The 12,528-nt window shown below is 67.1% G+C and carries 13 protein-coding genes; 2 read left to right on the plus strand and 11 right to left on the minus strand.

Annotation, left to right across the window (positions count from 1 at the left end):
• Positions 1 to 89: 89 nt before the first annotated feature.
• The 11 genes from ybgF to ACZ2IA_RS13875 all read right to left on the minus strand — a co-directional run bounded on the left by ybgF (position 90) and on the right by ACZ2IA_RS13875 (position 10,738).
• The gene (gene ybgF, locus ACZ2IA_RS13825; protein ID WP_470293165.1) at positions 90 to 845 is read right to left on the minus strand and encodes a tol-pal system protein YbgF; all 756 of its coding nucleotides are present in this window, start codon (positions 843 to 845) and stop codon (positions 90 to 92) included.
• Between the two features lie 130 nt (positions 846 to 975).
• Complete coding sequence (gene pal / locus ACZ2IA_RS13830; protein WP_470293166.1) at positions 976 to 1,494, minus strand: peptidoglycan-associated lipoprotein Pal; 519 nt, start codon at positions 1,492 to 1,494, stop codon at positions 976 to 978.
• Between the two features lie 24 nt (positions 1,495 to 1,518).
• Positions 1,519 to 2,814: a Tol-Pal system beta propeller repeat protein TolB gene (tolB, locus tag ACZ2IA_RS13835; protein ID WP_470293167.1), complete on the minus strand. Its 1,296-nt coding sequence runs from the start codon at positions 2,812 to 2,814 to the stop codon at positions 1,519 to 1,521.
• Positions 2,815 to 2,846: 32 nt separating this feature from the next.
• On the minus strand, positions 2,847 to 3,761 hold the full coding sequence (tolA, locus tag ACZ2IA_RS13840; protein WP_470293168.1) for a cell envelope integrity protein TolA: 915 nt from the start codon (positions 3,759 to 3,761) through the stop codon (positions 2,847 to 2,849).
• Positions 3,758 to 4,162, minus strand: a complete 405-nt coding sequence (locus ACZ2IA_RS13845) for a biopolymer transporter ExbD (RefSeq protein ID WP_470293169.1) — start codon at positions 4,160 to 4,162, stop codon at positions 3,758 to 3,760. The genes tolA and ACZ2IA_RS13845 overlap by 4 nt, the downstream gene beginning before the upstream one ends.
• Before the next feature lie 165 nt (positions 4,163 to 4,327).
• On the minus strand, positions 4,328 to 4,993 hold the full coding sequence (locus ACZ2IA_RS13850) for a class I SAM-dependent methyltransferase (protein ID WP_470293170.1): 666 nt from the start codon (positions 4,991 to 4,993) through the stop codon (positions 4,328 to 4,330).
• A gap of 78 nt (positions 4,994 to 5,071) precedes the next feature.
• Entirely contained in the window at positions 5,072 to 5,251 is a 180-nt protein-coding gene (locus ACZ2IA_RS13855) for a DUF3460 family protein (protein ID WP_470293171.1), read from the minus strand.
• Between the two features lie 59 nt (positions 5,252 to 5,310).
• Entirely contained in the window at positions 5,311 to 6,495 is a 1,185-nt protein-coding gene (locus ACZ2IA_RS13860; RefSeq protein WP_470293172.1) for an NADH:flavin oxidoreductase, read from the minus strand.
• Between the two features lie 83 nt (positions 6,496 to 6,578).
• Positions 6,579 to 7,958 (minus strand): DUF1329 domain-containing protein, encoded by a 1,380-nt coding sequence (locus tag ACZ2IA_RS13865; RefSeq protein WP_470293173.1) that lies wholly within the window; start codon positions 7,956 to 7,958, stop codon positions 6,579 to 6,581.
• Between the two features lie 25 nt (positions 7,959 to 7,983).
• The gene (locus ACZ2IA_RS13870; protein WP_470293174.1) at positions 7,984 to 9,720 is read right to left on the minus strand and encodes a DUF1302 domain-containing protein; all 1,737 of its coding nucleotides are present in this window, start codon (positions 9,718 to 9,720) and stop codon (positions 7,984 to 7,986) included.
• Between the two features lie 238 nt (positions 9,721 to 9,958).
• Positions 9,959 to 10,738: an SDR family oxidoreductase gene (locus ACZ2IA_RS13875; RefSeq protein ID WP_470293175.1), complete on the minus strand. Its 780-nt coding sequence runs from the start codon at positions 10,736 to 10,738 to the stop codon at positions 9,959 to 9,961.
• A 160-nt stretch (positions 10,739 to 10,898) separates the two neighbouring features.
• On the opposite strand from ACZ2IA_RS13875, the gene ACZ2IA_RS13880 reads away from it, so the two are divergent.
• Both ACZ2IA_RS13880 and ACZ2IA_RS13885 read left to right on the plus strand, forming a co-directional pair.
• Positions 10,899 to 11,723, plus strand: coding sequence for an alpha/beta fold hydrolase (locus ACZ2IA_RS13880; protein ID WP_470293176.1), 825 nt, complete (start codon positions 10,899 to 10,901; stop codon positions 11,721 to 11,723).
• Position 11,724: 1 nt separating this feature from the next.
• The gene (locus tag ACZ2IA_RS13885) at positions 11,725 to 12,513 is read left to right on the plus strand and encodes a fumarylacetoacetate hydrolase family protein (protein WP_470293177.1); all 789 of its coding nucleotides are present in this window, start codon (positions 11,725 to 11,727) and stop codon (positions 12,511 to 12,513) included.
• Positions 12,514 to 12,528 lie beyond the last annotated feature (15 nt).

Consider the following 12,528-nt stretch of genomic DNA (forward strand, 5'->3'; position numbering starts at 1 on the left):
TCAAGATTTTACGAGTAAAGCATGACAAAGCGGCCCCGGCATACCGCGCTGTACAGGACAGCCGGCACGGCGGGGCCGCGAAAGCGCACTTACATATGCTTGAGCTGTTCCTTCGCCTTGGCCGCCGCCGAACTCTTCGGGTAGAGCTTGATCAGGCGGCGCAGCGTGTTCTTGGCCACGTCGACCTGGTCGAGGTCGCGCTGGCAGTTGGCGACGTTGCGCAGCGCATCCGGCGCCTTCGGATTGCTCGGGTATTGTTCGACGAAGCGGCGATGGATATCGATCGCGGCGTCGTACTGGCGCAGCGCGGTGTGCGCGACGCCGAGCCAGTAGGTCGCGTCCGGCACCTGCGGCGAGGCCGGGTTGGCGTCGATGAAGCTTTTCAACGCGCCGACCGCCTTCTCGAAGTCGCGGTTGCGCAAGAGGCCGAGCGCCTTGTCGTAATCCGGGCTGGTCTGGGCGGTGCCCGCGCTGGCACCGCCGTCGGCCGGGGTCGGGGCTGCGGCGCTGCCGCTGGCGGCAGCGCTGGCGTGACCCTCGATCTTGGCCAGGCGCGAGTCCAGGTCGTTGAACAGGTCGTTCTGGCGCTTCTGCGTGGTCTGCAGATTGTAGTTGAGCACCTCGGACTCGCCGCGCAGGCGCGCCACTTCGGCCTTCAGGTTTTCCACCTGGCTGACCATTTCGAGCAGCTTCTCGTTGGACAGCTTGGACTCGATGCTGCTCAGCCGCGTCTGCGCCTGCTGGTTGGCGGTGTCGAGCTGGCGTCGGGTATTTTCGAGATCGCCGGTGGTGGCGCAGCCGGCCAGCAGGCTGGCCAGCAGTACGGCCGAAACCGCTGCTTTCATTTAGTCATCTCCGTTGGGCCTGTTAGGAATCGACTCTGACATGGCCTGATCCGATTCCTAACAGGCTCTGCACAAACTACTGGCCGGTGCGCTTGCGCGGCCCCGGCCAGTATCCGGTCATGCCGAGGGCTTACTGACCTTGGTAGACGATGTCGTCGCGACGGTTTTCGGCGTAGTCCGCGTCGGTGGTGCCGGAAGCCTTCGGTTTTTCCTTGCCGTAGCTGGTCGCTTCGAGCTGGCTTTCCTTGGCGCCGAGCACCTGCATCGCGTTCTTCACGCTTTCGGCGCGGCGTTGGCCCAGGCCCAGGTTGTACTCGCGGCTGCCGCGCGCGTCGGTGTTGCCCTGGATCTGCACCTTGCGGTCCGGGTGAGCGGCGAGGTAGGCGGCGTGGGCTTCCACGGTCGGCTTCTCGGACGGTTTCACCGACGAGGAGTCGAAGTCGAAGTACACGCTGCGCTTGGCCAGCTGGCCGTTCGGATCGTTCAGCGGATCGGCGCCGCCGCCCTGCTGCATGCCGGCGGTGGCGCCGCTGTTCTGGCTACCCGTCGTGACAGGAGCCGGCGTCGCCGGGGCTGCCGGCTTGGTGCTCGAGCAGGCGGCCAGTGCGAGGACGGTGGCGGCACCCAGTGCGATTTGCTTCCAATTCATACATTGTTCTCCTTATGGCTGACGTTACGGATTACTCGACGGCCCCCAGGCCGGATCTTGCACGCTGCCGTTGATCACGGCGAGCTTCACACGGCTGCCGCCGTCGGTGGTGGCGGCGTAGAGCACACTCTTGCCGCCCTGGTCGCTGGCGTACAGCACCAGCTGGCCGTTGGGGGCGTAACTCGGTCGTTCGTTGTAGCTGCTGTCGGACAGCACGCGGCTGTCGCTGCTGCCGAAGTCCTGGATCATTACCCGGAAGCGGCCGCCTTCGCGACGGATGTAGGTGAAGCTCTTGCCGTCCGGCGCCACCTTCGGCGAGACGTTGTAGCTGCCCGAATAGGTGAGGCGCTGCGGCTCGCCGCCGTTGGCCGGAATGCGGTAGATCTGCGGGCCGCCGGCGCGGTCGGACACGAACAGGATGCTGCCGCCGTCCGGGGTCCATGCCGGCTCGGTGTCGATCGCACCGCTATGCGTCAGGCGGCGCGGCGAGCCACCGGTAGCTGGCACGATGTAGACCTGCGAGTTGCCGCTGGTGGTCAGCGTCACCGCCAGGCGCGAACCGTCCGGGCTCCACGCCGGCGCCGAGTTGCTGCCCTTGAAGTTGGCGACCATGCGGCGCTGGCCGGTGGCCAGGTCCTGCACCCAGACCACCGGCTTCTTGGTCTCGAACGACACGTAGGCGAGTTTGCCGCCGTCCGGCGACCACGACGGCGAGATGATCGGCTCCTTGGAGCGCAGCACGGTACGGGACCGGCCACCGTCGACGTCGGCGACCTGCAGGCGGTACTCATGGCCCATCTTCTGCACGTAGACGATGCGGGTGTTGAAGATGCCCTTCTTGCCGGTGATCGCCTCGTAGATCATGTTGGCGATGGTGTGGGCCACGTCGCGGGCGCGGTCGGCGCCGACGGTGAACTGGCCGGAGGTGAGGGTCTTCTTCTGCGCCACGTCCTGCAGCGCGAAGCTGATTCGGAACTGGCCGCCGACCGGCTCGACGCTGCCGACCGCGACCGACTGCGCGCCGACCGCCTGCCAGAGCGGGTACTTCACGTCGGCGGCGGCAAACGGCACGTTGGCGACGCCGCCGGTCGGCACCATGCGGAACGCGCCGGACAGCGCCAGGTCGTTCTTGATCACCGGGGTCAGCGCCTCGGCGACGCCGCTGGTCTCGTTCTTGAACGGCACCACCGCGATCGCGTGTTGGTTGCTCCCGCCGCCGACGATCTCGATGGTCATGTCCTCGGCACGCGCACTCAGCGGCAGCAGCACCGCCAGGAAGGCCAGCCAGATCCAGCGGCGGTCGGAAAACAGTCGTTGCATCGCAGTCCTCTAGTAGGGTCTCGTTCCGCCGTTCAGTTGGGACGGAAAATCAGGTTGAAGGAGCGGAACTGGCCCGGGTCGGCGCCGCTCGGGCGCGGCGGGAAGGTGCCGGCTTCGCGGATGGCACGCTGCACCGCCTCGTCGTAAGCGGGGCTGCCGCTGCTCTTGACCAGCTCGACGCTATTCACTTCCATGGTCGGCAACACCCGAACCCGCACCTCGACCGCCGGGTTGCCTTGCAGGCCTTCCGGGATCCGCACCAGCGGCCGGATCCGCGCGACCACCTGCGCCTTGTAGCCGCTCAGGTTGATGCCCTTGCCGCTGGCGACGCCGCCGGCCGCGCCGCTCTGCCCGCCGGCCTGGTCGGCCTTGGCGTTGCCCTTGCGGGTGGTGTTGGTGCTGTCGAGCGCCGACAACAGGTCGTCCGCTTCGTTGTTGTAGCGCGGCGCGGTCTTGGTGCCCTTGCCGGACGGGTGTGTTTTAGCTGCCTGCTTCGGCGGCTCGACCGGGGCCGGCTTCGGCTTTTCCTTGGGTTTTTCCGGTGCCGGGGTCGGTTTCTTCTCGGCCAGTTTCTTCTCCGGCGGCGGTGGCGGCTCGACCGGTTTCGGCTGTGGCTTCGGCTTTGCTTCCGGTTGCGGCTTCGGTTCCACCAGCTTGTGCGGTTTCGGCTCCTGCTTGCCGAGTTTGACCTCGGCGTCGCGGGTATCGAGCGGTGGGGTCGGCTCCGGGGCCGGCGCGGGCTTGGCCGGCGCTACCGGCACTCTGACCGCCTCGCTCGGCGGCGGTGGCGGCGCGCTGGTCCACAGCTCGACCGAGGCCGGCAGTTCCTCGGCCGGCGGCGGCTGGCGGAAATTGGCCCAGATCAGCCCGCCGACCAGCAACAGATGCAGGGCTATCGATGCCGCCAGCGGCCAGCGCGGAGGTTTAGCGTGCTGGCGGGGCCTCATTTGGCGGTCTTCACCACCAGGGCGACTTTCTTCACGCCGGCTTCGTGCAGCGTGTTCACCACCTGCACCACCATGTCGTACTTCAGGTCCTTGCCGGCGGACACGGCCACCGGGCGGTCACCGGCGGTCGCACTCGGCGCCACTTGCTTGAGTTCGTCGAGGCTGGCGAGCGTGCGCTGCTCGCCCTCGTCGCTGAGCTTGAGCGTGCCGTCGGCGTTGACGACCACCTCGAGCGGTCGCGCGTCGGACGCCTTGGCGTGTGACACGCTCGGCACGTCGATCACGCCCGGCGTGAACATCGGGGCGGTAACCATGAAGATCACGAGGAGCACCAGCATCACGTCGATGTAGGGCACCACGTTCATCTGATTCATCAGGCGGCGGGGACGGCGATTCAGCATGATCAATAACGCAAAGGTGACCGGGGCATAATAGCACCCGTCACAAAGGGATTCGATGACAGAAGGCAAAGACCCTGCGAAGCGGCAGAAAGTTCAGCGCTAGATGGATTTTCGGCCAACCTGGTCGGGTTGGCCGAAAAAAATATGTCGATAAGATGAGCGAGATCAGCGCCGGATCAGCAGCGTCAGGCCGTCGCCGACCGGCAGGGTGACAGGATGGACCCGCACGTCATTGACGACGCTGGCGTTGAATTCATGAAGGATATGCACGCCGGGCGGGTCTTCCGGCCGCGGCGCCACCACCCGGCCGTTGAGGAATACATTATCGATGGCGATGACGCCGCCCGGGCGCACCAGCTGCAGGCAGGCTTCAAAATAGGCCGGGTAGGACGGCTTGTCGGCGTCGATGAACGCCAGATCGAAGCGCCCTGCCTCGCCGGCGGCGAGCAGTTCTGCCAAGGTAGTGGTGGCCGGCTGCAGCACCAGCCGCACCCGCTCGGCGACACCGGCGCGCTCCCAGTAGCGGCGCGCCACCTGGGTGAATTCGCCGCTGACGTCGCAGGCGACGATCTCGCCGTCCGCCGGCAGCGCCTGGGCGACCGCCAGGCTGCTGTAGCCGGTGAACACGCCGATCTCCAGATAACGGCGCGCGCCGATCAGCCTGACCAGCCAGCTAAGCAGCTGGCCCTGCTCCGGGGCGATTTGCATCTTGGCCAGGCGATGGCCGGCGGTTTCCTCGCGCAGCTCGCGCAAGAGCGGCGACTCGGTCACGCCGATCGCGAGCAGGTAGTCGGCCAGCGAAGCGTCGAGCGAAATCGTGTGTCGGGTCATACCGTTTCCTACAAAGACAAACGCCCGCAAGCGGGCGTCAAACTTGGCCGAGCGGCGCGGTAGGCGCCGCGCTCGACATCACTCCGGCTGATAGACGTACGGCTTCTGCGCTACGCGCGCTTCCTTGAAGCCCAGCTGTTCCTTGGCGTCGAGCTTGCAATCCCACAAGGTCAGGCGCAGCTCGCGACGCTCGCTCTCTACGGCCGGGTTCTTGTCGAGGTATTCGCTCATAAACTTGGTGAAGTCCGACTGGTACATCTGGCTATCCTTGTGCGGGTGGTTGCCGGATTGTACTGCAAAATCAGCCCTCCGCGCAGTCAGGCGACCAGCGCGCAGCGCGTGCCGCCCGCATCGCTCATCGTCGCGACGCACTGGTTGCAGTGGCTGCAGGCGCTGACGTGGCCGGGGTTCGCCGCCAGCTTCTGCACGAAGGCCGCGTCGTGCAGCAAGGCGCGGCCGACGCAGACGTAGTCGAAACCGTCGCGCATCAGCTGCGCGACGTCGGCGCCCGAGGTGACCCCGCCCAGATACGCCACCGCGCAGCCGACCGCCTCGCGCACCTGCAAGGCCTGCTCCCGAAAGTACAGCGGCGCGAACGGCAGGCTCGGAAACAGCTTGCCGCCGGACAGCCGCATCGCCGCGCGCACCCTCGCCGCCGGCTCGCGCTCGATCATCGCGTCGAGCGGGCTCGCGCCGCGAAACAGATACATCGGGCTGCGGCTGACCAGCCCGCCCGACAACACCAGCGCGTCGATGCCGCCCCGCTCCAGCTGGCGCGCCACCTCGACCGCCTCGCCGACATGTCCTCCGTTGGGTAGACCATCATCAAGATTGATCTTAGCGAGCAGCGGAAAACCGTCGCCGACCGCCGCGCGCACCGCGGCGAGCACCTCGAGCGGCAGCCGCATCCGCTTGGCCAGGCTGCCGCCGTACGCGCCGGTGCGGCGGTTGCTCACCGGGCTGATGAACTGGCTCAACAGATAACCGTGACCCATGTGGATTTCCAGTGCGTCGAAGCCGGCCTGCTTGAGCAGCGCCGCGGCGCGGGCGTAATGGCGCACGGTGCGGGCGATGTCGGCCGCGTTCATCGCGCCGGCAAACGGCACCCCGTGCAGCACGCCGTAGTCGTTGAGCCCGAACGACGGCCCCTTCGGCCGGCGGGTGTCGACCGGCTTCACCTTGGTGAAACCGCCGCAGTGCGCGAGCTGGCCCGACACCGCGCCGCCGGCGCGATGAACCGCGCTTGCCAGCCGCGTCAGTGCCGGCAGATTGGGCTCGTTCACCTGCAGCTGGTCGGGAAAGGTGCGCGCGTCGGCCGACACCGCGCAGTAGGCGACGGTGGTGAGCCCGACGCCGCCCGCGGCAAAGCGCGCGTGAAACGCACAGGCGTCGTCGTCGATCCGCCCGCCCGGGGTGCGGCCCTCGAAGGTGGCGGTCTTGATGAAGCGGTTGGGGAGCTGGAGCCGGCCGAGTCGGGCCGGCTGGAAGGCGTAGTGCAGCATGACGTGATCCCCCGATACAAACAAGGTTGGCCGAAAGAAACAAAAACAGGGGGCCGAAGCCCCCTCTCTCAGAACAGACTTGCTCAGCGCCCGGCGCGCCGTGCCGCGTCCGGCGTGAAGTGGTCGGCGGTGAAGCTGGCCGCGTTCAGCGACGGCGGCTTCTGCTGGTTGGTCAGCCGGTCGGCCAGATACGCCCCCGACACCAGGTCGTGGAACATCGCGGCACGCGCCTGGAACGCCTTCATGTCATAGGCGTACACGTAGTTCTGCAGCGCCACGCGCCACAGCTGGCCGCGCGCGTCGTAGCTGTCGGACATCACCGCGTGGAAGCTGTCCTCGTCGAGGTACATCTCGCGCTTGGCGTACTGGTGGCGGAAGCCCGGTTTCAACGTCCCCTCCAGCACCCAGACCCGGTGCAGCTCGTAGCGCATCGCGTCCGGGTCGGCGTGGCCCGGCTTCAGGATGTCGGTGTACTTGCGCGCCGGGTCGTCGAAGCGGTAGGCGTTGTACGGGATGTAGAGCTCACGCTTGCCGGCGATGCGCCAGTTGTAGCGCTCCGGAGAGCCGTTGAACAGGCGGTCGTCGTCGACGGTGCGGAAACCGCCTGGACCGAACGGCGTGTCGAAGCCGAACTGCGGCGCCTGACGCACGCGGCGGGTGCCGGGGTTGTACATCCAGGTGTCGCGCGGCGTGGACTTGTAGTTGTTCGACTCCTTGCCGACGTAGATCTCGCCGGCCTGGCGCTCCGGCAGGATGGTGGTGACCAGGTAGTACGACGACAGCACGTCGGTGGTGCGCGGCCGCTGTTTCTCGGTCGGGTCGTTCACCGGCGCCAGAATGTCGTACTTCACCCTGCCCCAGGCGACATTGCCCTTCGGATACACCACCGCCTGGTCGTACACCGCCTGCTCCTTCCACGCACGCGACGGCAGCAGGCTGTTCCACAGCAGCTCCAGCCCGTTCTTCGGGATCGGGAACGGCACCGCGCCGGAAGTCGCGTTCACGCCGAGGCCTTCGTCCTGCAGTTCGGAGCTAAGCGCGTTCTCGCGGGTGGTCTTGCACACCCAGTCGGCGTAGCGGAAGTCGCGATGGCTAGGATAGACAGGCACGCGGAACGTGTCCGGGTACTTCTTCAACAGCGCCTTCAGGCCCGGCGACAGCTTGTCGGCGTACTGGCCCATGTTCTGTGCGCTGATCACATACAGCGGCTTCTCGCTGGCGTACGGGTCCGGCAGCGGTGTGCCGGTGCCCTTGTAGCCGAGCCCCGGCGGCGTGCCGAACCACTTGCCCGAATACGCCGGGATGGTGCCGTCCTTGTTGCCGGCCTTCTCGGCACCGATGCAGGTCAGCTCCTTGCCGAGCTTGTCGGCCTCGGCCTGCGAGACCTGGGCCCAGCCGCTCGCCGAGGCGGCGGCGAGACACGCCCCCACAAGGGCGAGGGTCGGAATGCGATGGGTAGCCATGTGCGTTACTCCTCGTCAGAAATCGTCAGAAACTGTACTTCGCGCTGAGAGCCCAGTAGTCGCGGTCGGCGAGAGGCCTCAGGCGACGGTCGGGCGAACCGAGAAAGGCGTTGTAGCTGAGGCCCAGCTGCAGGTTGTTCAGGTACTTGAAGTTGGCACCGACGCCGAGCCGCATATCGCCCTCGCCGGTGTAGGCGCCGATCGAGCCGGCCACCGCCGGCACGCCCTTGACCAGTTGGCCGAAGGTCAGCGGCACGTCGAGGTCCCAGCCGTCGAACACATTGTTGTAGCTGAGCGTGGCACCGAGCTGGTAACCCCAGGCGTTGCGGGTACGCAAGGTGGTCTCGTCGTTGACCAAGTGGTTGAAGCTGGCCCCGCCGAGCGCCGCCACCGACAGGCTCTTGACCTTGTTGACGTAGACGTCGACCACCTCGCCCAAGAGCGAGATCGAGTCGGCGAGCGGCGTCGGGCCGATCGACTGGATGAACGACACTTGCGCCTGCGTCGCGTCGCCGCGGCTGGTCATCGCGCCGAGCGGGGTGCCGACCAGCATCGGCACGTCCTGCTTGTAGCTGACTTCGCCGGCCACATTGGTGTCGCCGAGCCGGGTGGTGAAGCTCGCGCCGGCGAGCTTGATGTCCTCTAGGTGGTTGACGTCGTAGCTCGTGGGCATCAGCGCCGGGAAGCCCAGGCTCTGGAACATCGCCGGGGTCGGCGTAAAGTTCACCGCCACGCTCGGGTTCTTGTCGTGGTAGCGCAGGTAGAACAGGCCGAGCTCGGTGGCCTGACCGACCCTGAAACGCGTGCCCACACCCCACTGGCCGCTGTTGCGCGCCTTGTTCTCGCCGTTGAACGGGAAGCCGTTGCCGGTGATGTTGGGCGAATTGGGTGGCAGCGCGAAGCCGAATGGCGAGAAGGTGCCCGGGCGCAGCAGCGAGAACGCCGCACCGGGTCCGACCAGGTCGGAAAAGGAAAAGTAGCTGCCGACCGCGTCGAGTTCATTGGCCTTGTACTGGTACTGGTAGTAGCCGAGCAGGCTCCAGCGATCGTTCAGTGCCAGCTGCGCCGACAGCTGGCCGACCGGCAGCAGGATGTCCTTCACCTCCACCCCCGGCACATTGGCCTTGGTCGCGTCCACCGGGCCCTGTGCGCCGGAAATGCCCGGGAAGAACAGGCTCTCGCCCCAGGCGACCACCTGGTTGCCGGCGCGCAGATCCAGGCTCTTGCCCTCGCCGAACTTGAAGTTGCCGTACAGGTAGGCGTCGAGTAGCCGCGCACGCCTGCCCTCGTAGTAGCTGGCCGCGTCGGAAAACTCGTTGGACGGACCGAACTTGTTGATCGTCGCCGGCGAGTCGTTGTCGTTGTGGCCGCGGCGGTAGACCTGGTCGTAGAACGCGCTGCCGCGCACGAATACGCCGTAGTTGTCGTGGCGCACGTCCGCTTCGGCCAACAGGCTCACGCGGTTGTTGATCAGGCTGCCCTTCTTGAAGTTGCGGTCGCCGTCGTCCGAGTTGATGTTCGCGAACTGGCCGGTCGAGGTGACGATGTTCGGATTGATCAGCGTGTCGGAAGCGTTCTTGGCGCGCACACCCAGGCCGTAGCTCAGCGTCCCCGCGTAAGTGATGGTGGTGTCCTGATCCTGCCCCAGCGTCAACTGACCGGCCTCGGCGTGCGACGCCAGCGCCAAGGCGCCGGCGAACAGGGCCGGGGTACAGCGGCGCGCCGTGGCGCGGGAAACGGCTCGATACGATTGCTCTCTCATCCTGCACTCTCCTCCAGAGGGATCTCGCTGGTCTTCGGTCGCCAGGTGCATCGAGTGTCGGAGCAGGCCCCTTCGGCCAACATCGTCTAATCGGACTACGAGCCGCTAAGCAAACCCTCCCAGCGTTGTTGCTCTGCCTTGCCGTACTTACTTGTACTGTCTGCGGCAGAGCGACGAGCAGGACCGCTACGCTGGGTTTGCTTAGCGGCTCGATTCCAGGGAACCGGGCTACACGCCCTCAGTGCGCCGCGTTCGCCGCGGCGAGAAACGCCGGCCTTTCGCCGCCGCCGTGCAGCACCAGATTGCTGCCGCTGACATAGCTGCCGGCCGGTGACGCCAAAAAGACACAGGCGTTGCCGACGTCGTCCGGGCTCGCCATCCGCCCGAGCGGAATCGTCGCGCCGACCGCCGCAACGCCGGCTTCGTCGCCGAAGTGCAGTTCGGCCTGCTCGGTCAGCACCGGCCCCGGGCTGACCGCGGCGAGCCGCACCTTCGGCGCCCACTCGACAGCCAGCGATTCGACCAGGCTCAACACGCCGGCCTTGGCCGCTCCGTACGCCGCGGTGCCGGGCGACGGCCGCAGCGCGCTGACGCTGCCGACGAACAGCACCACTCCGCCGGTCTCCTGCTGTTGCATCTGCCTATTCGCCTGCTGCGCCAGGTGCAAGGGCGCGAGCAGATTCAGCTGGATCACCGACTCGTGAAAGCGCGGCGAGGCGTCGGCGGCCAGCGCGTGCGGCGCGCCGCCGGCGTTGTTGACCAGCACGTCGAGCCGGCCGTACCGCGCCAGCACCGCCGCGATCAGTTCGGCCGGCGCCTCCGGCTGCTTGAGGTTGGCCGAAACATACTCGGCCACCCGTCCGCCCGCTTCGGGCAGCGCGTCAGGAGCATTGCGCGCGCACACCAGCACCGTCGCTCCGGCGGCCAGAAACGCCCGGGCGATGCCCGCCCCCACCCCCTTGGTGCCGCCGGTGACCAGCACCACCCGTTCGGCCAACGTCTCGTTCCCGTTCTGCATCGCTTCTCTCCCGTCGCTTGATTGACGCGGCCATCGTAGGCCAAGCGCCGCGCGGCGCTTTAGTCCGTGTGGACGATGACCCGCCAGGGCCACCGGCCGAGCATCGTCGCCAAGGGAAAACCGCGCGGGCGGTTTCCGAACACGCGAGAAAGAGAGCGAGATGAGCAAACATCCCATCCCGGAGCGCCGCTACGTCACGCTGGAGAGCGGCCTGCGCCTGCACTACGACGACGCCGGCAGCGGCCTGCCGGTGGTGTTCCTGCACGGCAGCGGCCCCGGCGCCAGCGGCTACAGCAACTTCAAGCGCACCGCGCCGGCCTTCCTGGCCGGCGGCTACCGCATCATCGTCCCCGACCTGCCCGGCTACGGCCTGTCCGACAAACCGGAAGACGCCGAATACGTGCTCGACTACTTCGTCGAGGCGCTCGCCGGCCTGCTCGACGCGCTCGACATTGAACGCTGCGTGCTGGTCGGCAACTCGCTCGGCGGCGCGATCGCGCTGAAGTACGCGCTCGACCACCCAGAGCGGGTGAAGAACCTGATCCTGATGGCGCCGGGCGGCGTCGAGGAGCGCGAGACGTATTTCAAGATGGAAGGCATCCAGAAGATGGTCGAGCGCTTCGCCACCGGGGCTATCGACCGCGAGGGGATGCGCGCGCTGATGTCGCTGCAGCTGTTCGACCCGAGCCTGATCGACGACGGCCTGCTCGACGAGCGCGCGGCGATCTGCGCGCTGCAGCCGCGCAGCGTGCTGTCGACGATGCGGGTGCCGAATCTGACCGAGTGCCTCGGCGAGATCGCCTGCCCGGTGCTGTGCTTCTGGGGGATGAACGACCGCTTCAACCCGGTGTCGGGCGCAGAGAAGATCGCCGCCGGCATCGCCCGCGCCCGCGTCACCTTGCTCAACCGCTGCGGCCACTGGGTGATGGTCGAGCACCGCGACTACTTCAACCGCATGTGCCTCGACTTCCTGGCGGAGGGCTGAGATGGACGCGCAGACCCTCAATGACCTGGGCGACGAGCTGTTCGCCGCTCTGCGCGGCCGCTACGCCTTGCCGCCGCTGACCGACCGCCACCCGGCGATGAGCGTCGACGACGCGTACCGGGTGTCGCGGCGATTTCTGGATAGAAGGTTGGCCGAAGGCGAGAAGGTGATCGGCAAGAAGATCGGCGTCACCTCGAAGCCGGTGCAGGACATGCTCGACGTCCACCAGCCAGACTTCGGATTTCTGACCGACGCGATGGCACTGTGGAACGACGCGACCGTGGATCTGACCGCCAGCGGCCTAATCGCTCCGCGCATCGAGGGCGAGATCGCCTTCGTGCTGAAGCAGGACGTATCGGGCACCCGGCTCACCCGCGAAGACATCCTCGATGCGACCGAGTGCGTGCTGCCCTGCTTCGAGGTGGTCGACTCGCGCATCCGCGACTGGCGCATCCGCATCCAGGACACCGTCGCCGACAACGCCTCGTGCGGCGTGTTCGTACTCGGCGAAGGCTCGGTCGCGCCGCGCGCGCTCGATCTCGCCGCCGCCACACTGACGATGCGCCGCAACGGCGAAGTGATCGCGACCGGCCTCGGCAGCGCGGTGCAGGGCCACCCGACCGAGGCGGTAGCGTGGCTCGCCAACACGCTCGGCCGCTTCGGCATCCCCTTTCTCGCCGGTGAGGTGATCCTGTCTGGCTCGCTGGTGCCGCTGGTGCCGGTGGTCGCCGGCGACCGCTTCGATCTCGACATCACCGGCATCGGCGGCTGCGCCGTCCGTTTCGTCTGACCCAACCAAAGGATT

This window comes from Crenobacter sp. CS_VA4 (genome assembly GCF_055597485.1).